Origin of the sequence: Rhabdobacter roseus, from assembly GCF_014202275.1 — a bacterium.
Lineage (GTDB): Bacteria > Bacteroidota > Bacteroidia > Cytophagales > Spirosomataceae > Rhabdobacter > Rhabdobacter roseus.
Genome location: NZ_JACHGF010000006.1, coordinates 244,432 through 264,670 on the forward strand (window position 1 = coordinate 244,432; position 20,239 = coordinate 264,670).

The following is a 20,239-nucleotide window of genomic DNA, read 5'->3' on the forward strand; positions in this document are numbered from 1 at the left end:
AAGGGGGTACTTGGTCAGGTACCCCCTTAGCGCATTAAGCAAAAAATATTAAATCTCCACGCCGCCGCTGACGTTCTCGAACTGGAGTTCTCCGTCGGGGCCTAGCTCCATCATAATGACGGAGTCTTTGGCAATGCTCCCGTTCAGGATTTGCTTGGAGAGCTCGTTGAGGATGCGGCGCTGAAGTACCCGTTTGAGCGGTCGTGCCCCGAAGGCCGGATCGAAGCCTTCTTCGCCCAGCTTGGTGAGGGCCTCCTCGCTGGCGTCGAGGGTGATTCCCTGCTCCATGAGCATCCGCTGGATACCCTTAAACTGGATTTCGATGATCTTGCGAATGTTCTTCTGCGTCAGGGGCTCAAAGAGTACGATCTCGTCGATCCGGTTCAGGAACTCCGGCCGTACCGTGGCTTTGAGCAGATCCAGCACTGCCTGCTTAGCTTCCTCTACGATCAGGGTGCGGTTCCAGCCTTCGTCTTCGGCAAATTTCTCCTGGATGATGTGGCTGCCGATGTTGGACGTCATGATGATGATCGTGTTCTTGAAGTTGGCCACGCGTCCTTTGTTGTCGGTGAGGCGGCCGTCGTCAAGTACCTGTAGCAGGATATTCCACACGTCGGGATGGGCCTTTTCGATCTCATCCAGCAGGATAACGCTGTACGGTTTGCGGCGTACGGCTTCGGTCAGCTGTCCGCCTTCTTCGTAGCCCACGTAGCCCGGAGGCGCTCCCACCAGGCGGCTCACGGCGTGGCGCTCCTGGTACTCACTCATGTCGATGCGCACCATGGCGTTTTCGTCGTTGAAGAGGTACTGCGCCAGCGTCTTGGCGAGCTCCGTTTTGCCGACGCCCGTCGAGCCCAGAAACAGGAAACTACCGATGGGGCGGCGAGGGTCCTGCAGGCCCGCCCGGCTCCGCCGAACGGCGTCAGACACCACCTGAATGGCTTCGTCTTGCCCGGCTACGCGGCGGTGCAGCTCCTCTTCCAGGTGCAGGAGTTTTTCGCGGTCGCTCTGGAGCATTTTGCTCACGGGAATACCCGTCCACTTGGCTACTACCTCGGCTATTTCCTCGGCGGTAATTTCTTCCTGCATCAGCTTGCGTTCGCCTTCCGACTTTTGGAGTTCTTCCAGCTTTTTCTGGGCTTCCGGCACGCGTCCGTAGCGGATCTCGGCTACCTTGCCGAAGTCGCCGCTGCGTTCGGCCTGTTCGGCTTCAAATTTCAGCTGGTCGAGGCTTTCTTTCAGGCTCCGGATCTCGTTCACGATGCCTTTCTCACTTTCCCACTGGGCTTTAAGCGCATTGCGTTCTTCGCTCAGGTCCTCAATTTCCCGGTTGAGCAGGGTTTCTTTCTCCTTGTTGTTTTCGCGGCGAATGGCCTCCCGCTCAATTTCCAGCTGCATGATGCGGCGGTTGAATTCGTCGAGCTCTTCGGGTACGCTGTCCATTTCCAGCCGGAGCTTGGAGGCCGCCTCGTCCATGAGGTCAATGGCCTTGTCAGGCAGGAAGCGGTCCGTGATGTAGCGGTTGGAAAGCTCCACGGCCGCAATGACGGCGTCGTCCTGAATCCGCACCCCGTGGTGCAGTTCGTACTTGTCTTTGATACCCCGCAGGATACTGATGGCATCGGGGACGTCGGGCTCGTCTACCATCACCGCCTGGAAGCGGCGCTCCAGGGCTTTGTCTTTCTCCATGTACTTTTGGTACTCTTTGAGCGTGGTGGCTCCAATGGCGTGCAGCTCGCCGCGCGCCAGGGCGGGTTTCAGGAGGTTAGCGGCATCCATGGCGCTCTCGCCCCCTCCTCCGGCCCCGATGAGCGTATGGATCTCGTCGATGAAGAGAATGATCTCGCCGTCGGAGTCGGTCACTTCCTTGATCACCGCCTTGAGGCGCTCCTCAAACTCCCCCTTGTACTTGGCGCCCGCAATGAGCAGCCCCATGTCCAGGGAAGCAATGATTTTGGTTTTGAGCTGCTCGGGTACGTCACCCTGCACAATCCGCTGGGCCAGACCTTCCACGATGGCCGTTTTACCAACCCCCGGTTCTCCCAGCAGGATAGGGTTGTTTTTGGTACGGCGACTCAGGATCTGAAGTACCCGGCGAATCTCTTCGTCGCGCCCGATCACGGGGTCGATTTTACCCGCCTGAGCGAGCTCGTTTAGGTTTTTGCTGTAGCGCTCCAGAGAGCGGTACTTGGCTTCGGCATTTTGGTCTTTCACGGGGTTATTTTTTCCTCTAAGTTCTTTGATGGCTTCCTTCAATTCTTTCTCCTTAAACCCGGCGTCTTTCATGAGCTGGGCTACGGCATCCTTGCCGCTGAGCAGCCCCAGCAGGAGCAGCTCCACGCTCACGTACTCGTCGCCAAATTCTTTCAGGTACCCCTGCGCTTTTTGCAGGGTTTGTGACAAGTCGCTGCCCAGGTACGTCTGGCCGCCGCTCACGCGCGGGTAGCCGTTTACGATGGCTTCGGTTGCCTGTTCCAGGCGGAGCTGGTTCACGCCCAGCCGCTTCATGAGGTAGCCCGAGGTGTTGTCGTCTTCCTGTAAAATGGCCCTCAGCACGTGTCCCGTTTCTACGGCCTGCTGCTGGTTGCCCTGGGCGATCTGTGCGGCCTGCTGGATCACCTCCTGCGCTTTTAGGGTATATTGGTTAAAATTCATGGCGTTTTGTGGTTCATGCATTACGTATAGTAACTGAATACCATCAAAGTACGTACCCGAGCTCAAAACCGGAAATTTTGACCGAAAGGAATCGTGTAAGGTACTTTATCGTGCCAATTCGTCATAGCAGGTACCTCCTCGGGGCAAGGTACCTTGGGGGTGAATTCCACAAGGGTTTCTGGCCTGACTAAAAACAAAAATGCGGATAAAAAGGTACCTGGGCTATGAGGAAAATCAGTAAACAAAGTAGGTACCTGGCCGGGTTATGAAGGTACTTATTGCCGGGCAAAGTACCCCTGGCAAGCGGTACGTGCAGCTTGGCTTGAATTTTTAGAAGAAAAACAAGTATTAAAAATGAATTGTATAAAGGGTCTAAAAAAAGAAATTCATCTTTATACAGAGAATACGGGAGGGGAGGAAGCCCGCGCGCTGGCTCCTTGAAGTGTATACCTGAATCTTATTTATTGATTAAGCCTTTTTACCTAAGCAACAGCACCTTAGAACATGAACTTTAATCCTTTTCGATCATGAATCGCCAACTAATGAGCTGGTACAGCCCTTCGCTCCATAAGAACATGGAGGTAGCTGTGTATGGGCACTACGGGTTTGGGCTGTTAATGATCCCGACCGCCGCCTCCGACTACCTGGAATACGAGCGCCACGGATTGATCGAAAGCATCCGTCCGTTTATTGAGTCCGGAAAAGTAAAGGTATTTTGTATTGGAAGTATCAACGACGAGAGCTGGCTGAATCCGCACATGCACGGCTACGATAAGGCGACGCGGCACCAGCAGTTCAACGAGTACGTGATCAAGGAAGTGTGCCCGTTTATCAAGGAAAGTACCAGCCCCACTACGCCCATCATTGCCTCGGGTGCTTCCTTTGGCGCACTGCACGCCGCCAATCTGTTCTTTAAGTACCCCGACTACATCAACGGGCTGCTGGCCCTCAGCGGCTGCTATGACCTGACGGCCTACACCCAGGGGTACTTTGACGACAACGTCTACTTCAATTCGCCGATTCACTACCTCCCCAACCTGAAGGCCGAGTGGCACCTGAACCTGTACCGCGAGTCTCGCAACATCCACCTGGTGTCGGGGGCAGGGGCCTACGAAGATCCTGATTCGGCGCGGCACCTGTCGGCCATCCTGACGTCCAAAAATGTACCCCACGAGCTCGACATCTGGGGGGCGGATATGCCGCACGAGTGGTGGGTATGGCACCGGATGCTGCCCTACTACCTGGAAACGCGGTTCTGAAAGTACCTGCTGGCGGGTACTTGATCAGCCGGGGTACTTGCCTCACCTCGGCTGATCAAGTACCCCTTTTACTTCCCCACACTAGCGGCCTCAAAGCAATACACGTTCAGATTGGTGCTGGCGAAGATGCGGCCCTTCTGGCTGCCCTGGGCGGGCAGGCCCGTTACAAAGCCCATAAACCAGGATTGGGGCTGGTTTTCGGTGTAGACATCCGGGCATTGGAGCTGCCACAGCAGCTTACCGGTAGCTACTTCCACGGCCAGCAGATCTTGACTGGCGATGTAGTATACGACCCCATCCTGGTAGTGCAGGCGGCTGGCGATACCGCTGGATTTCTGAGTCCACAGGACGTTTCCCGTCTGTGGGTCGAGGCAGTAAAGGGTAGCATTCATGCCGTTAGCCAGCAGTTTGCCTTCCACCAGGATTAGGTCACTGATGAAGCCAGCGGGGGTAACGCGTTGCATCCACCGGCGCTGGCCGGTGAATAGATCGAAGCAACCTACCCAGCGAAGGATCTGGAAAAACACTTTATCTCCTTGGATAACAGCAGAGCCGCCCACGCCCGATTCATCCTGGTTAACCAGCGGCTTCTGCTCGTAAACCCAGTGGCGCTGGCTAAGGTTATACAGACTCAGGTACCCCGATAGGTCCGCCGCAAATTCGGGGCGGGGGTCGGGCAGGCTGTAGCTGACCAGCAGCAGGGTATCGCTTTGGTGGGTGAAGACCGAAAGGTGGTGGCCGATGGCGTGCAGGTCGACCCCGCTGGGGTCGTGAATAACCTGCCCGGGCAGGGTAGCCAGCTTGGCCAGGGGGCGGATCTCGCCGGTGAGCATATCGCCCTGGTAGACATACTCCTCAAGGCGGTCTTGCTGGCGCAGCTCGGCGGGGGTACCCGTGAAGTAGAAGTGGGGGCCGTAGCCGGTGGTGGTGATGACGCGGCTAATGCCCAGGGGCCACTGCTTGCGCCAGCGGGTTTGTCCGGTTTCCTGGTCGATGCAGTAGGCGCGGGGGCCGTAGTTGTAGAGCAGTAGGTTCTGGTGGGCGTAGATACTATACTGGAATATCGTGGCTCCTTCGTTGGGTTGGAAGCGGTCGCTCCAGACCCAGTGGTTCTGTCCGGTTTCGAGGTCCTTGAAGCAGAGGTTGTCAGCCGTGGGGAGGGGAGCCGTGCGCTGGGCGGTGAGCAGGTAGCGCTGCTGGTAGATGTGCCGGGCGTGCATGGTGGTAGTAAAGCCACCATCCAGGCTGATGGAGGACTTCCATAGATGGGGCAGACGGGTAACCACCCCCTGCTCGTTGACGATCAGGGAGTGGTCGGGCTGCTGACAGCTTAGAGAGACGTAGCTTATTAACAGTACCGTAAGAAGTACCTTCAGATAAGTACCTGGCCAGGTAAGGTTGGCGAGAGCAGACGAGCAGGGAAAAGGTACCTGGCAGGATGAATATTCACTCTCCCAGGCGCAGTAGGTACTTTGGCTGACGCCCATGTAATCGGCTACTTCGGCTTGGGATAGGCGTTGTTTTTTACGAAGTCTGAGTAGAATGGCTCCTAGCTTCATGTATTATGGTGTGGTTTAGGATGACTAGCAAGTACCCTAAGTTACTTATTTCTTCAAAAAAGTACAAAACCCTTTAGAAAATTTTACCGATTACCTCACCCAGTACCTACCTTCCTTCATGCCGGGGACTGGCCCGGTGATAGCCCTTTTATTAGGTACTTCCAAACTAAAAAAAGCGGAGGTACCTGCATCTCAAGGTACCTCCGCTCAGAAAATCAAGATCAAAATAATAGGATCAGGCCCCCTCAAACTGCCGCAGGAAGCGCACGTCGTTTTCGGTGAAGAGGCGGAGGTCCTTGATGCCGTAGCGCAGCATGGTGATGCGCTCAATGCCCATGCCGAAGGCAAAGCCCGTGTACTCCTCGGGGTCAATGCCGCAGTTTTGCAGTACCTGCGGGTCTACCATGCCCGAGCCGGCTATTTCTACCCAGCCCGTATGTTTACAGACGTTACAGCCCTTGCCTTTGCAGATGAAGCACGTCACGTCGATCTCGGCGCTGGGCTCCGTGAAGGGGAAGTAGGAGGGACGCAGCCGAATGCGCGAATCCTTCCCGAACATCTCCTTGGCGAAGTGGTAGAGGGTATCTTTCAGGTCTTTGAAGCTCACGTTTTTATCCACGTACAGCCCCTCTACCTGGTGAAACACGCAGTGTGCCCGCGCCGAAATGGCCTCGTTGCGAAACACCCGCCCCGGCATGATAGAGCGGAAGGGCGGCTTTCCGTGCTCCATGAGGCGGGTCTGCACGTTGGAGGTGTGCGTGCGCAGCAGCACGTCATCCTGCACGGCCCCGGTACTTTTTTCGATAAAAAACGTATCCTGCATTTCGCGGGCCGGGTGGTTGTCGGGAAAGTTGAGGGCGCTGAAGTTGTACCAGTCCGTTTCGATCTCGGGGCCGTCGGCCACGTTGAAGCCCATGCGCTCGAAGATCTCGATGATGCGGCGGCGCACCAGCGTCAGCGGGTGAATACTCCCGTACGGGTTGGGTACTACGGGGAGCGTCAGGTCCAGGCCGGGGCCCGCAGCCTCACTGGCTGCCGCGGCTTCCAGTTGGGCCGTAAATTCCTGGAAGCGACTTTGCGCCAGATTCTTGAGGGTATTGAGCTCCTGGCCCACCGCCCGGCGCTCCTCCTGGGGTACCGTTTTGAGTTGCTCAAAGAGCTCCGTAACGGCGCCCTTGCGGCTGATGTACCGCATCCGGAAAGCCTCCAGCTCGTCTGAGCTGGAAAGGGTACTTTTCTCTATTTCGGAAATTAATTCTTTTACCCGCTCGGTAATGCTCATCGCTTCGTATGGTTATTCTGGCGCAAAGATAAAAAAGTTTGGCAACGGCTGATCTGTTATTTGGTATATACCGTATATCGGCCTATACGTGATCTCAAGGGTACCTATACGTAGAATTCCGGATTGGAGCCCTACGAAAGCTTTCTTTAAAGCAATACGTAAAAATACGTGTTTTAGTAAGTGGCCTTACGCTTTTTGGATTTGCAAATAAATTTAAAATGCTCATATATAGTAACTTATACTAGAATAGGTACTTTTACCTACTTTATTTATGTACTTGAATCAGCTAAATTTGAACATCAATATTTCACATACGACGAACCTTTTACATTCATGGAAACACTCATCAGCTACCCCGCCCAAGCGGGTGCCAGTCCTAGCTACGCCAAGTCGCTCAAAAATACCGACATCGCGGTGCACCTCCTAGGTCAAACGATCTGGCTTACGCCCGAAGAAATCACCTGCCTGCAGGGCGAAGGAAATTACACCTACATCTACACTTGCCGGAGCAAGCGCTACCTGGTGTCGCGCACGCTAAAAAGCCTGACGGAGCAACTGGACGAGAGTTTTCTGCGTGTACACAAATCATACATGATCAATACCGACTACATCGCCGAGCGCCTGGAAGACGACCGGGTGATCCGGATGTCCTGCGGAAAAGAAGTGATCGTTTCCAGACGCAAAATCAAAGAAATCGCCGCTGTGCTCGATGGATTCGAGAACCGGATAAGCGCGTGATCGGAGGGCAGTAATTGCCATCAAGACTTTTCATTTTTAGTGGGTTAAATCGCCAAACAGCAGCTATCGCAATGTACGATGGCTGCTCGTTTTGTTTTTGGCCAGGTACCTGGCTGGCCGCGAAAGTACGGCTGCTAGCTGCGAGGTACCTTGGGAAGAGAAAATAGCATTGCCCCCCAAAAAAGAAGCGCCCCTTTGTTGCCAAAGAGACGCTCTTCAAGGGAGGGATTCGTGCTCTTAAATAATCTTGAAGCCGAGCGTAACCTGCCACGAGTTCAGCTTTTGACGTACGGTGCTCGATCCGCCCAGCTGGGTATTATTCACCCGGAAGGTGGCCAGGTCGGTGAAGGTACCTTCGCGGCGCACGTCCACGCTCACGCCCAGGATGTCCAGCCCCGCGCCCAGCTGGTAGCCGTACACAGCCTGCGACAGCGCGTCGTTGATGCTCCCCGAAGTATAGTAGCGGAAGGCGTCGCGGAGCCGCTGGTCGTCTCCGATCCGGAACGAAGCCATGGGCCCGGCGTTGATCCGGAACGGTCCGCCCTTGAGCCCGATCAGGATCGGGACGTCGATGCTGCTGTAGCGTACGTTTACTTTTTGGGTAATCGGCGCGTCGTTGTTGTTCTGAATAATATCAAAAGTACCCCCTTTGGTCGATACAAGTACCTCCGGCTGCACAAAGAGGTGGCGGCCAAAGCGGGCGTACACTCCGCCCGAAAAGCCCGTCCGGCTGTCGTAGCTTTCGCGGAGGTTGTCGCGTACTTCCTGGCCGTTGTAGTTCAAATAGGGATTCCCGTTATTGTCGTAGCGGGTGGTAAGTACATCGCCCATCGAGAGCTTGGAGAGGTTGACTCCACCCTTCAGCCCAAAGGCGAAGCCTTTCGACTGGCCGTAGGAGGTACTTAGGGCTAAACCGTAAAGAGCGAGCCCCAGGGCTACACGCAAGGTATTTTTCATGGCTTTCTGATGTTGATTAAAGAATGATTGGTTCAATAACGAATGCTCATTTTTCTCCGGTACACGGCGGCACCTTTTTTTCGTATAGGGTGTTAAAAAGGGCGGTACTTTTGCTAGCGGTGGTACTTTTACCCAAGCGAGGGTACTTTTCATTAAATACTACAAGTACCGTACCATCCTCATCAGGACAACCGAAAAGGAATATACCCCTATGGCTAAAGCCAAAACTGCCTATTTCTGTCAGGAATGCGGCCACAATTCGCCCAAATGGCTGGGAAAATGCCCCTCCTGCGGCGAATGGAATACCTTCGTAGAAGAGATCGTTGAGAAAGAAGATAAAAAAAATCCGGTGGTGTGGAAGTCGGTTAGCCTGGCTAGCCGCCCCAAAGCCATTGCCGAAATACAGTACGAAGAGGAACCTCGCATCCGGACAGTCGACCAGGAACTCAACCGCGTACTGGGCGGTGGGATTGTGCAGGGCTCGCTGGTGCTGATTGGTGGTGAGCCGGGCATTGGCAAATCCACACTCATGCTGCAGATCGCCCTTACGCTGAGCGATAAACGGGTACTTTACGTGTCGGGCGAGGAGTCGGAACAGCAGATTAAGATGCGGGCCGAGCGGCTGGAAACCAAGAGTCAGCACTGTTTTATCCTGACGGAGACCTCCACCCAAAACGTGTTCAAGCAGGTAGAGGAGTTCCAGCCCGACGTCCTGATCCTGGATTCGATCCAGACCATGCAGTCGCCGCTGATCGAGTCGGCGGCCGGGAGCGTGTCGCAGGTACGGCAGTGCACGGCCGAGGTGATGAAGTACGCCAAGGAGTCGGGGGTACCCGTTTTCCTCATTGGCCACATTACCAAAGACGGCTCGCTGGCGGGCCCCAAGGTACTTGAGCACATGGTGGATACGGTACTTCAGTTCGAGGGCGACCGCCACACCACCTACCGGATACTGCGCACCGTCAAGAACCGCTTCGGAAGTACCTCCGAGCTGGGTATTTACGAAATGCTGGGTACCGGTCTGCGGCAGGTGACCAACCCTTCGGAGATTCTGATTTCGCAGCGCGACGAACCCCTGAGCGGCATCGCAATCGGCTCCATGATGGAAGGCAACCGGCCGCTCAAGATCGAGATCCAGTCGCTGGTGAGCGTGGCCAACTACGGTACTCCGCAGCGGAGCAGCACGGGCTTCGACAGCAAACGACTGCAGATGCTCCTGGCCGTGCTGGAAAAGCGCGGCGGCTTCAGGCTGGGCATTCAGGATGTATTCCTGAACGTAGCCGGAGGCCTCAAGGTAGAAGACCCGGCCATTGACCTGGCCGTAGTGACCTCCATCGTGTCATCTTACGAAGACATCGCCATTCCGGACTCGATCTGCTTTGCGGCGGAGGTAGGGCTGGGCGGGGAAGTGCGGGCCGTCAACCGCATCGAAAGCCGGATTGCGGAGGCCGAGAAGCTGGGTTTTAAGCGCATCTACGTCTCGAAGTACAACACCAAAGGCCTACACCTGGACGAATACCGGATCAAGATCTCACCCGTGGCGCGGCTGGACGAAATCTTTGCGGAACTGCTGGTGTAAAGTACCCTACGTCATTTTGGGAATGATGAGCCGGAACTCGCTGCCTTTCCCCACCTCGCTTTCCAGCTCCAGTGCCCAGTGGTGAGCCTGCGCAATTTGCTGCACGTAGCTCAGGCCTAGTCCAAAACCCTTCACGCTGCCGTTGGTACCGGGGGCGCGGTAAAACTTCTGAAAGATCCGGCGCTGCTCCTCCTTCGGAATCCCGATGCCCTCGTCCTGCACGGCCACCACGTAGGTATCGGCCCGGTCGTAGGTTTTTACGCGTACCCTGGGGGTACCTTTGGAGTACTTGATGGCATTTTCAAATAAATTGTGCAGGACGTTGGTGAAGTGCAGGCGGTCGGCCGCTACCAGGGGTTCCTGGGCGCGGCAGTCGGCCTGGATGCTCCCGTGGTAGCGCTCGGCGACGCTGTGTACCAGGTCGTTGAGCGGGGTAGCCTCCAGATTCAGGCAAAGCGACTTGCTCTCAGCCTTGGCAATGTTGAGGACATTCTCCACGTGTGACTGCATCCTTTGCCCTTCTTCCTTAATGATCCTGACGTACTTTTGCAGCCGCTCGGGGGTACTTACCACGGCGGGCACCACCAGCATGTCGGCCGCCAGCCGGATGCTCGACACGGGCGTCTGGAGCTCGTGCGTCATTTTGTACATGAAGTCCATCTGGTCGCGGGATGAGTCATTCATTTCCAGTGTGTACCAGCCCAGCCCTACCATGCCCGCAATGGAAGTAAAAAGCCCTCCAAATAAAAAGCCGGTCCACCAGATTTGCGCATCCGGCCCGAAAGATTCGGCAAAACTGGTGGAGAGGATCGTAGCACAAAGCAGGGCCAATGTACCTAATCCGATGAACCCCCACCGGGCTCTTTTTTTCTTCATTAGAGCGGCAATGCGTATATAACGTGAGTAAACTTGCTACAAAAGTAAAGTAATTAGGGATTATAATTAAAACAGAACCTTTTTTTACCAGCACGCCTTACAACGACCCAGCTACTTTTCAACTTTTAGTGCGGGCCGCCCTGGCAATGCCATCCAGGGTATTCAGGAGGCGGTCCAGGTCTTTAAGACTCGTATAGACGTGAGGAGTCACGCGGACACCGCTGATGTTTTCCCAGACAATACCTACGGCGTGGATCTTTTTGGCGAATAAACCGCTATCAACCTCTGAAGGTTTGAGGCCCTCCACCGACACCAGTGCGATGGCCCCGCTGTACTGGGCGTCTTTGGGCGTGTGAATCTTTACGCCCGGAATCTGCTGGGCCTGGTCGGTCCAGTAGCGCTGGAGGTGGTGCAGCCGGGCAAACTTGCGGGCACTACCGATGCCGTTGTGGAAGTCAACGGCCGTGCCAATGGCCATTTCGGAAGCAAAGGAGCGGGTACCCAGGCTTTCAAACTTACGGATGTCGGGCCCGTCGGGCTCGGGACTGGATAGCAGCGCCCACACGTCTTTGATCTTGTTTTTTTTGACGTACATCATGCCGCTGCCAAAGGGAGCGCAGAGCCATTTGTGCAGGCTGGTGGCGAAGTAGTCGCAGCCCAGGTCGGGAATCTTGAAATCGAGGTGCGCAAAGGTATGGGCGCCGTCCACCAGTACCTCGATGCCGCGTTGGTGGGCTTCGTCGGCGATTTTGCGCACGGGCGTCACCTGCCCGATCCAGTTGACCAGGTGCGTAATGTGTACCACTTTGGTGCGGGGTGTAAAGGCGCTCACGTACTTTTCGACGAAGTAGGGGTCGTCTTCGCGGGGTAGGTCCAGGTTGATCCACACGAGCTTGATACCGTCGCGTTTTTCGCGCTGCCGCCAGGCGTTGAGCATGTTGGGGTAGTCCTGCTTGGATACCACTACCTCGTCGCCGGGTTTGAGGTTCAGCCCCAGAATGATGGTGTTCAGCCCTTCGGTGGCGTTGCGGTTGATGGCCAGCTCTTCGGCCTCGCAGCCCGCCAGCTCGGCCAGTTTTTCGCGCAGCGCCTCGCGCCCCTGGTCCAGTACCCGCCACATGTAGTAGCTGGGGGCTTCGTTGCAATACTGATAAAACCGAATGTGCGCGTCCTGCACGGCTTTGGGCTGCGGGCACACGCCGCCGTTGTTGAAGTTGAGCAGGTTGGGCGATACCGTGTACTCGTTTTTGATCCAGCCCCAGTAGTCTTCGTCGGTTGCGGCTTGCTGGGGCGAAAGTCCATGCAGGCGCTGGTTGTGCTGGACGAAGCTTTCGGCGCGGGCGGTTTCGAGAAAAGCGGGCAGAGCCAGGGCTCCGGTAGTAGCACCACCCAGCTGGCGCAGGAACGTACGACGTGAATTCATGATTTGGTAGAAAGAGAATTTTAACAAATAAAGGCGGCCATGCTTCAAGTTTACGCAAAATTAACTTTGGCGCAAAACGTATGACGCTTTTAAATGTTTGCTTCTCCGCCCGCGGGGTACTTTTCGCTTTCTAGGCCGACTTGGAGCTACGCCGCTTCACCCATTTTTCGACCTCTACTCCCCAAAATACCAGGCTGGATACGGCCACGCAGCCGCCGAGTTCGGGCAGGCTGAGCGCCCGGGTATGAAACAGTTCTTGTAAAAAAGGTACATAAATAACCGCCAGCTGCAGCACCAGTGTAGTACCAATGGCCCCCACCAGCTGCGGGTTGCTGAATAGCCCCTGCGCAAAGAGCGAGCGGCGGTTGCTCCGAATGGCCAGCGCGTGGCCCATCTGGCTGAGGCAAAGTACCGTAAAGACCATCGTTTGCCAGCCTTCGTTGTCCTGGCCCAGGGCATAGGCCTGCGTCAGCAAGCAGATAACGCCCATCAGCAGGCCCACCCACGCGATGTGGATGATCAGCGGCCGGGTGAAAATCCCCTCGCCGGGATCGTGCGGGGGGCGGCTCATGGTATTTTTTTCGACGGGCTCGGCGGCCAGCGCCAGGCCGGGCAGGCCGTCCGTCACCAGGTTGACCCACAGAATGTGAATGGGTAGCAGCGGAATGGGGTACCCAAAAAGCGGGGCCAGGAAGAGCGTCCAGATCTCGCCGGTATTGCTGGTGAGGGTGTACTTGATAAACTTGCTGATGTTGTCAAAAATGCGTCGGCCTTCGCGCACGGCCTTGATGATGGTGGCGAAGTTGTCGTCGAGCAGGATCATGTGCGAAGCTTCCTTGGTGACGTCGGTACCCGTAATACCCATCGCCACGCCGATGTTGGCTTTTTTTAGCGCCGGGGCATCGTTGACGCCGTCACCGGTCATGGCCACGTAGTGACCCTTTTTCTGGAGCGCATCGATGATGTTGAGTTTTTGCTCGGGCGATACCCGCGCGTATACCTTGATGGACTCTACTTCTTGTTCAAAGGCTTCGGGCGAAAGCTTACCGAGCTCGGCACCGGTCAGTACCTGGTCATCGTCGGAACGGATAATGCCCACCTGCGACGCGATGGCGCGGGCCGTAGCCGGGTGGTCACCGGTGATCATCACGGGCGTAATGCCCGCCCGGAAGCAGTCTTCGATGGCCTGGGGTATTTCCTCGCGGGGCGGGTCGATCATGGCCACCAGCCCCAGAAACGTCAGGCCCGTTTCGAGCTCTTCCGACAATTCTTCGGGAAGAGTATCGAGGAGTTGGTAGCTGTACGCAATCACCCGCTTGCCTTCGGCGGCCAGCGTTTCGGCTTTTTCCAGCATCGGCTCCGGCTCCTGGTCGATGACCGTAGCCAGGGCTTCGGCCGCTCCCTTGGTGATCATGAGGTACTTGTCGCCAAACTGGTGGAAGGTCGTCATGCGTTTGCGGTCGGAGTCGAAGGGGAGTTCTTGCTTCCGGGGGTAGGTACTTGGCCAGTCTTCCTGATAGCCTTCCTGTTTTTGTACATAATCCACCAGCGCTATCTCCGTGGGGTCGCCCAGGTACTTGCCGTTTTCTTCCTGCTTCACGTCCTGGTTCAGGCTCATGGCCAGCAGCAGCAGCTGGTCGGCGGGGAGGTCCAGCCCGGCGGGTACCTCCACGGCCTCGGGCTGCCAGGTTTCCTGCACGGTCATGCGGTTTTGGGTAATGGTCCCGGTTTTGTCGGAGCAAATGTAGGTCACCGAGCCCAGCGTCTCCACCGCCGGGAGCTGCCGGATCAGCGCCTCCTGCTCCACCATGCGCTTGGCACCCAGTGCCAGCGCAATGGTAATCACCGCCGGTAGGGCTTCCGGAATGGCCGCCACCGCCAGCGAGATGGCCGTCAGCAGCATCCGGAGGGGTTCTTCGCCCCGCAAAATACCCACGCCGTAGAGCAGTCCGCAGATGATCAGTACCGCCACGGAAAGCTGCTTGCCAAACTTGGCGAGGCGCTTCTGCAGGGGCGTCTGGCTTTCTTCGCCTTGCAGCAGCTGGGCGATGCGCCCCATTTCGGTGTTCATGCCCGTGGCTACTACCACGCCCTCGGCCCGTCCGTGCTTCACAATGGTATTCTTGTAGGCCATGTTGAGGCGATCGCCCAGGGGCGGATCTTCGTCCCTCAACGTACCTGCCTGCTTTTCTACCGCCTCCGATTCGCCGGTCAGCGACGCTTCTTCTACCTTCAGCGACGCTACGTCGTACAGCCGCAGGTCGGCGGGTACGAGGTTACCGGCTTCCAAAAGTACCACATCGCCGGGTACCAGCTCCAGGGCTTCTACCTGGGTTTCGCGGCCGTCGCGCCGCACGGTAGCCTGCGGGGCCGACATGTTTTTGAGGGCTTCCAGGGCCTTTTCGGCGCGGTATTCCTGCACAAACCCGATGAGCGCGTTCAGGACCACAATGACCAGGATGATGATGGCATCGCTGATTTCCCCCACGGCGTATGATACGCCCGCCGCCACCATCAGAATCAGAATCATGACGTTGGTGAATTGCCCCACGATGAGCTTCCAGACCGACTTCCCATCGGTGGCCGTCAGTTCGTTTTTACCGTGTTCGTCCAGCCGCTTCTGGGCTTCGTCGGCGCTGAGGCCTTGGGTTTGGGTGTTGAGCTCGGAAAGTACTGCGTCGGTTTCGGATTGATGCCAATTCATGAGTTGGGGTCGGTGCTAGTCGAGTTGAAGTGATCTGCAAGAGGTGCAGGAGGCGTTTTTGAAAAAATCCGAGTCTTAGCTCCTGGTAAGATACGTACTATACTACCAAAAAGCCTCCCTTGTTTTAGAAACCGGGAGGCTGCTGGAAAAGTACCTTCAAAATAGGTTATTTATCCTTAAAAACAATGCAGGTAGGTCCCGCCACGGTAGGCCCCTTCTGCCGGAAGCGCAGGGTACCGGTTTGGGCATCGATGTCATATACCACCAGGTCGTTGGTTTCCTGGTTGGCTACCAGCAGGTACTTGCCGGTGGGGTCTACGTTAAAATCGCGCGGCGTATCAATGCCCTGCGTTTGGGTATCGACCTGCTCCAGGCGGCCGTCGGTCCCGATGCGGTAGGCCGTAATGCCATTATAGCCCCGGTTCGACGCGTACACGTACTTGCCGTTGGGGTGCAGCCGGATGGCCGCGCTCTTGTTGGCCCCTTTGAAGTCCGCCGGGAGGGTATTCACCGTTTGAATTTCCGAAAGTACCCCCTGGTCGCTGATCCGGCACGATACCAGCGTGGCATCGAGCTCGTTGAGCAGGAAAAGGTACTTGCCCGAACCGTGAAGTACCATGTGACGCGGCCCAGCGCCCGCCTTCACCGAAAAGTACCCCTGCGCCGGATTGGCCGAAAGCTGCGCTTTACCGGCGTCCACGACGTAGTTCATGAGGCGGTCGGTACCCAGGTCCGACACGTAGAGGTACTTGCCGTTGGGGGTACTTAGGGCGCAGTGGGCGTGCGGACCTTCCTGCCGCTGCGGGTTGGGGCCTTTGCCGCTGAACTGGTTGGTCGCCGAAGCGGGCGCTAAAGTACCGTCTTTCTGCACGGGGTAGGCGGCCATGCTACCGCCGGTGTAGTTGGCCAGAAAGGCCATTTTGCCCGTGGGGTGTACCGACACGTGGCAGGGGTTGCGGCCCTCTGACGACTGGCTGTTGAGGTACTTCAGCTCGCCGTTGGGCCCGACGGCGAGCGCATTGATCTTGTCGTCCTGCGTGACGGCGTAGAGCGTTTTCTGGTCGGGCGCAAGGCTCAGGTACCCCGGTCCTTTGAGCTCAGAGAAGGTACTTTTGGTTGTGATGGCACCCGTGGCGAGGTTGAGCTCGCAGAGCGTTATGGCCGCGTTGGGCCCCTGGGCACCTACGTAGAAAAGCAGGGTATCTTTTTGGGGAAAGGTAAAAGCCAAACTCGCCAACAAAGCCATGGAAAGTACTTTTTTCATGATAGACCAATTCATTTGATTAAAGAATACCTACTTAAAACCGGGCCAGGGGGTACTTTCTACTCCCGCCGGATGGCCTCGATGGGGTCCAGGTTGGCGGCGCGCAGGGCGGGGTAGGTACCAAAAATAACCCCGATGAGTACCGCAATAACGCTGATGATCAGGAAGGTATTCAGCGTATAAGCGGCCTGAAAAGGTACTTTGGCGAAGGTTTTGACGATGGGTACAAAGGCCATCGTAGCCAGCACACCCAGCACGAGCCCCATGAGGCTCCCAAAGGTAGATACCGTGATGGACTCCGACAAAAATTGCAGCAGAATGTCCCGCTTTTTGGCCCCCACGGCCTTACGCACGCCGATCTCGGAGGTACGTTCGGTGACCGAAATCAGGAGTACGTTCATGACCCCGATGCCACCCACCAGCACCGAGAGCCCCACGATGAAGCCCATGATGATCCGAAACACCAGAAACCCCTGGGCTGCCTGCTCGACCCGAAACTCGTTCGTGACGATCTCGAAATCTTCCCCGCCCTGCGGACTATTTTTCTTCAACCAATCCTGCATTTCTTTCTTAAGTAGGGGTACTTGCTCCACCTGCCCGGCCTCGAAGGCGTAGTCGACGCGCAGGCTCCGGAGCTGCTCCAGCGGGTAGAGCGAGGCGGGCATGAATACCTGCGCGGGCCGGGTGGTGTCGGAGGCCACGACCCCCACGATGGTAAGCTCGCCCTGCGGCGTCCGGATCGTTTGCCCCAGCGGCGGGGAGGTACTTTTACGCTGCCGAAGAAAGCTCTCATTCACCAGCGCCACCGGCTTTTGGGCGGTCAGCTCCTCCGCCGTGAAGGTACGTCCCTGCGTGAGCTTGGTGTTGGGCTGCAAGGTAGGTAGCGTGCCGCTGATCATCGCCCCGATCCGCTGCGTATCGCCCGGCATGGTTACCTCGTTGCCCTGGCTCACCACCATGTAGGGCTGGCTGGGCTGGCTCAGCGACGCGTGCAGCTGGTTGATCTGGGCGGGACTCAGCATGGCAAAGTTTTCCTTGGGTACCCGCACGTTGTTGATGGTTTTGAAGGGTTTGGTGTAAATCGCGATGGCCTTCAGGGAGGTCGTCTGGCTGATCTGTTCGTTGGCGTATTCTTCCAGGCCGTCGATCAGCGAGAGGGTCGAGACCAGCGCCGCCACGCCGATGACGATGCCCAGCACCGACAGCACCGTATGGAAAAAGCGCGTGCGGATGGTCTGGGCCGCCAGGGCAAAGGAAAGTAAGGTTTTTTTGAGCATAGGAATCGAGTCGGTAGGCGTGTGAACGAGACGGCTATGATATTCATTCGCAGGCACATTTCCTACGGACTTGGGATAAACGTACGCTAAGCGGGCTGAAGGGGGGGAAGTACCCTTGGCAAAGCCCGTTTTTAATTCAATTGTAAAAAGCAAAACCTTACAACGCCCGGCCCAAATTCTGTAACGCTTCCCGAACGCAAGCCCGGTACCTTTGTGTTCGTAAAAAGGTAGGAACCGAAGATCATGAAAGAGACTATAATAGAACAAAAAAAGACCCGGCACCAGGAAGCCTCGCCGGAAGCCCGCCGCCTCACGCTGCCCGTGACGGGCATGAGCTGCGCGGCCTGCGCCGCCAGCGTGGAGTCCATGCTGAAGCATACCGAAGGGGTACTTGAGGCCGGGGTCAACTACGCCAACCAGTCGGCCACGGTGGCGTACCAGCCCGGTGTCGTGACGCTGCCCGAGCTCGACGAGGTACTTCGGGGCATGGGCTACGGGCTGATCCTGGCCGAGGAGGAAGACGAAGCCGCCGAGGAGCAGGAAAAAATCCAGCAGGCACATTACCAACAACTCAAGAAACGTACCCTCTGGGCCGGAGCGCTGGCGCTGCCGGTTGTCGTACTCGGCATGGCCTTCATGGATAGCATGTCGGACATGTCCGGGCATGGGGGTACTTCGTACGTAAACTACCTCATGCTGGCGCTGACGCTACCCGTACTGGTTGTTTTTGGTCAGGATTTTTTCGTGAATGCCTGGAAGCAGGTGCGCCACGGGCGGGCCAACATGGATACCCTGGTGGCGCTCAGTACGGGCATTGCCTTTTTGTTCAGCGCCTTCAATACGTTTTATCCCGCGTTTTGGCTGCGGCGGGGCCTGGAGCCGCACGTGTACTTTGAGGCCGCCGCGGCCATTATTTTCTTTATTCTTTTGGGAAAATTATTGGAAGAACGCGCCAAAACCAACACCTCCTCGGCCCTCAAAAAGCTCATGGGCCTGCAACCCAAAACCGTGCGCATACTCCGCGACGGACAGGAGCGCGAGGTACCCGTCAAAGAGGTACTTCGGGGCGACGAAGTGGTGATACGGGCGGGCGAGAAAATCCCCGTCGACGGCCGGGTGGTAAGCGGCAGCTCCTACGTGGACGAAAGCCTGATGACGGGCGAGCCCATGCCCGCCGAGAAGCAGCCCGGCGCGCGGGTGTACGCAGGTACTCTCAACCAGCAGGGTAGTTTTCGGTTTGTGGCCGAGAAGGTCGGGAAAAGTACCGTGCTGGCGCAGATCATCCGCACGGTGCAGGACGCGCAGGGCAGCAAAGCACCCGTGCAGCGCCTGGTGGACAAAATCGCCGGGATCTTCGTGCCCGTGGTACTTGGCATCGCGGTACTCACCTTCGTAATTTGGCTGCTGGTAGGGGGCGAGAATGCCCTTACGCACGCGCTGTTGGCCTCGGTGTCGGTGCTGGTGATTGCCTGTCCGTGCGCGCTGGGGCTGGCTACGCCCACGGCCATCATGGTAGGGGTAGGCAAGGGGGCCGAGCACCACATCCTGATCCGCGACGCCGAAAGCCTGGAAAAAGCCTACGAAGTAGACGCCGTGATTCTGGACAAAACGGGTACCCTTACCGAAGGGCACCCGCAGGTGACGGCCTGGCACTGGCAGACGGGCCTGGAAAGTACCTCCGCGCACGCGGCGGCGATCCGGGCCGTAGAAGCCCGCTCGGAGCACCCCCTGGCGCAGGCCGTGGTGAGGTACCTGCACGAAGCGGCACCCGAGGGCGATATTTCCGATTTTCGGTCGGTGACGGGCCGTGGGGTTGTGGCGCAGGTGCGCGGCGAGCGCTACCTGATCGGTACGCCTTCTTTTCTTGAAAAAGAAGGGATTCTATTAGATCCTGATTTGCAAAAAGCGGCCGAGGCACACCGCCAACGGGCCGAAACGGTGATCGGAGTAGGGTGGCAGCAGGAACAAATAGCCCTGATTGCCATCGCCGACCGGCTCAAAAGTACCTCCGCAGAGGCCGTAGGTACCTTGCAGAAAAACGGCATTGAGGTGTACATGCTCACCGGCGACAACCCCCAAACCGCCGCCGCCGTGGCGCAGCAGGTGGGTATCCGGCACTATCAGGCCGAGGTGAAGCCCGACGACAAAATGCAGTTTGTGCAGCAGCTCCAGCAGCAGGGAAAGGTAGTGGCCATGGTGGGCGACGGCATCAACGACTCGCAGGCGCTGGCCCAGGCCGACCTCAGCGTGGCAATGGGCCAAGGCTCCGACATCGCGATGGACGTGGCCAAAATGACCCTCATGACCTCCGACCTCCTGGCCCTGCCCCAGGCGCTGCGGCTCTCGCGCCGCACGGTGACGACCATTCGGCAAAACCTGTTCTGGGCATTTATCTACAACCTCATCGGCATTCCCATCGCGGCGGGGGTACTTTATCCGCTCAACGGCTTCCTGCTCAACCCCATGATCGCCGGAGCAGCCATGGCCCTGAGCTCCGTATCAGTCGTGACCAACAGCCTGCGGCTGCGCGGCCTGAAGCTGTAACCTGGTCCGCGCAATCGAAAATTCTATAACCCTAAGCAAAAATTGTGTAATAATGCCCCTGAATAAATTCCCGTACTTTGTCCCGGTACTTCAGGTACCTATATTTTAATAAAAAAACATGA

General features: G+C 57.0%; 13 protein-coding genes. 4 read left to right on the forward strand and 9 right to left on the reverse strand.

All coding sequences use genetic code 11. The features are described from left to right. Positions 1–48: 48 nt before the first annotated feature. On the reverse strand, positions 49–2,655 hold the full coding sequence (gene clpB, locus HNQ92_RS18905) for an ATP-dependent chaperone ClpB (protein WP_184176126.1): 2,607 nt from the start codon (positions 2,653–2,655) through the stop codon (positions 49–51). 527 nt (positions 2,656–3,182) lie between these two features. On the opposite strand from clpB, the gene HNQ92_RS18910 reads away from it, so the two are divergent. Then, positions 3,183–3,914: an esterase family protein gene (locus tag HNQ92_RS18910; RefSeq protein WP_184176128.1), complete on the forward strand. Its 732-nt coding sequence runs from the start codon at positions 3,183–3,185 to the stop codon at positions 3,912–3,914. A 68-nt stretch (positions 3,915–3,982) separates the two neighbouring features. Here HNQ92_RS18910 and HNQ92_RS18915 read toward each other — a convergent pair whose 3' ends face one another. After that, on the reverse strand, positions 3,983–5,473 hold the full coding sequence (locus HNQ92_RS18915; RefSeq protein WP_184176229.1) for an outer membrane protein assembly factor BamB family protein: 1,491 nt from the start codon (positions 5,471–5,473) through the stop codon (positions 3,983–3,985). 235 nt (positions 5,474–5,708) lie between these two features. Continuing rightward, positions 5,709–6,755 carry a phenylalanine--tRNA ligase subunit alpha gene (pheS, locus tag HNQ92_RS18920; protein WP_221307488.1) on the reverse strand — a complete coding sequence of 349 codons (1,047 nt, stop codon included), beginning with the start codon at positions 6,753–6,755 and terminating at the stop codon, positions 5,709–5,711. A gap of 333 nt (positions 6,756–7,088) precedes the next feature. Here pheS and HNQ92_RS18925 point away from each other — a divergent pair, with 333 nt between their 5' ends. Beyond that, positions 7,089–7,493, forward strand: coding sequence for a LytR/AlgR family response regulator transcription factor (locus HNQ92_RS18925; protein WP_184176130.1), 405 nt, complete (start codon positions 7,089–7,091; stop codon positions 7,491–7,493). Between the two features lie 237 nt (positions 7,494–7,730). On the opposite strand, the gene HNQ92_RS18930 is transcribed toward HNQ92_RS18925, so the two are convergent. Next, entirely contained in the window at positions 7,731–8,450 is a 720-nt protein-coding gene (locus HNQ92_RS18930; protein WP_184176132.1) for a porin family protein, read from the reverse strand. Between the two features lie 211 nt (positions 8,451–8,661). On the opposite strand from HNQ92_RS18930, the gene radA reads away from it, so the two are divergent. Then, the gene (radA, locus tag HNQ92_RS18935) at positions 8,662–10,029 is read left to right on the forward strand and encodes a DNA repair protein RadA (protein WP_184176134.1); all 1,368 of its coding nucleotides are present in this window, start codon (positions 8,662–8,664) and stop codon (positions 10,027–10,029) included. Between the two features lie 6 nt (positions 10,030–10,035). Here radA and HNQ92_RS18940 read toward each other — a convergent pair whose 3' ends face one another. The 5 genes from HNQ92_RS18940 to HNQ92_RS18960 all read right to left on the reverse strand — a co-directional run bounded on the left by HNQ92_RS18940 (position 10,036) and on the right by HNQ92_RS18960 (position 17,573). After that, positions 10,036–10,905 carry a sensor histidine kinase gene (locus HNQ92_RS18940; protein ID WP_184176135.1) on the reverse strand — a complete coding sequence of 290 codons (870 nt, stop codon included), beginning with the start codon at positions 10,903–10,905 and terminating at the stop codon, positions 10,036–10,038. 118 nt (positions 10,906–11,023) lie between these two features. Next, entirely contained in the window at positions 11,024–12,328 is a 1,305-nt protein-coding gene (locus tag HNQ92_RS18945; RefSeq protein WP_184176137.1) for an aminotransferase class V-fold PLP-dependent enzyme, read from the reverse strand. Positions 12,329–12,458: 130 nt separating this feature from the next. Then, positions 12,459–15,032 carry a cation-translocating P-type ATPase gene (locus tag HNQ92_RS18950; RefSeq protein ID WP_184176139.1) on the reverse strand — a complete coding sequence of 858 codons (2,574 nt, stop codon included), beginning with the start codon at positions 15,030–15,032 and terminating at the stop codon, positions 12,459–12,461. A 166-nt stretch (positions 15,033–15,198) separates the two neighbouring features. Beyond that, the gene (locus HNQ92_RS18955) at positions 15,199–16,296 is read right to left on the reverse strand and encodes a lactonase family protein (protein WP_184176141.1); all 1,098 of its coding nucleotides are present in this window, start codon (positions 16,294–16,296) and stop codon (positions 15,199–15,201) included. Positions 16,297–16,355: 59 nt separating this feature from the next. Continuing rightward, the gene (locus HNQ92_RS18960) at positions 16,356–17,573 is read right to left on the reverse strand and encodes an ABC transporter permease (RefSeq protein ID WP_184176143.1); all 1,218 of its coding nucleotides are present in this window, start codon (positions 17,571–17,573) and stop codon (positions 16,356–16,358) included. Positions 17,574–17,816: 243 nt separating this feature from the next. Between HNQ92_RS18960 and HNQ92_RS18965 the strand changes: the two genes are divergently transcribed. Beyond that, the gene (locus tag HNQ92_RS18965; RefSeq protein ID WP_184176145.1) at positions 17,817–20,117 is read left to right on the forward strand and encodes a heavy metal translocating P-type ATPase; all 2,301 of its coding nucleotides are present in this window, start codon (positions 17,817–17,819) and stop codon (positions 20,115–20,117) included. Positions 20,118–20,239: the final 122 nt, after the last annotated feature.

Bases quoted from the DNA above. Each gene is read 5' to 3' on its own strand.
- HNQ92_RS18910 (WP_184176128.1), top strand. From the start codon at position 3,183: ATGAATCGCCAACTAATGAGCTGGTACAGCCCTTCGCTCCATAAGAAC.
- pheS (WP_221307488.1), bottom strand. From the start codon at position 6,755: ATGAGCATTACCGAGCGGGTAAAAGAATTAATTTCCGAAATAGAGAAA.
- HNQ92_RS18915 (WP_184176229.1), bottom strand. From the start codon at position 5,473: ATGAAGCTAGGAGCCATTCTACTCAGACTTCGTAAAAAACAACGCCTA.
- HNQ92_RS18940 (WP_184176135.1), bottom strand. From the start codon at position 10,905: ATGAAGAAAAAAAGAGCCCGGTGGGGGTTCATCGGATTAGGTACATTG.
- HNQ92_RS18945 (WP_184176137.1), bottom strand. From the start codon at position 12,328: ATGAATTCACGTCGTACGTTCCTGCGCCAGCTGGGTGGTGCTACTACC.
- HNQ92_RS18925 (WP_184176130.1), top strand. From the start codon at position 7,089: ATGGAAACACTCATCAGCTACCCCGCCCAAGCGGGTGCCAGTCCTAGC.
- HNQ92_RS18930 (WP_184176132.1), bottom strand. From the start codon at position 8,450: ATGAAAAATACCTTGCGTGTAGCCCTGGGGCTCGCTCTTTACGGTTTA.
- HNQ92_RS18950 (WP_184176139.1), bottom strand. From the start codon at position 15,032: ATGAATTGGCATCAATCCGAAACCGACGCAGTACTTTCCGAGCTCAAC.
- clpB (WP_184176126.1), bottom strand. From the start codon at position 2,655: ATGAATTTTAACCAATATACCCTAAAAGCGCAGGAGGTGATCCAGCAG.
- radA (WP_184176134.1), top strand. From the start codon at position 8,662: ATGGCTAAAGCCAAAACTGCCTATTTCTGTCAGGAATGCGGCCACAAT.
- HNQ92_RS18965 (WP_184176145.1), top strand. From the start codon at position 17,817: ATGAAAGAGACTATAATAGAACAAAAAAAGACCCGGCACCAGGAAGCC.
- HNQ92_RS18955 (WP_184176141.1), bottom strand. From the start codon at position 16,296: ATGAAAAAAGTACTTTCCATGGCTTTGTTGGCGAGTTTGGCTTTTACC.
- HNQ92_RS18960 (WP_184176143.1), bottom strand. From the start codon at position 17,573: ATGCTCAAAAAAACCTTACTTTCCTTTGCCCTGGCGGCCCAGACCATC.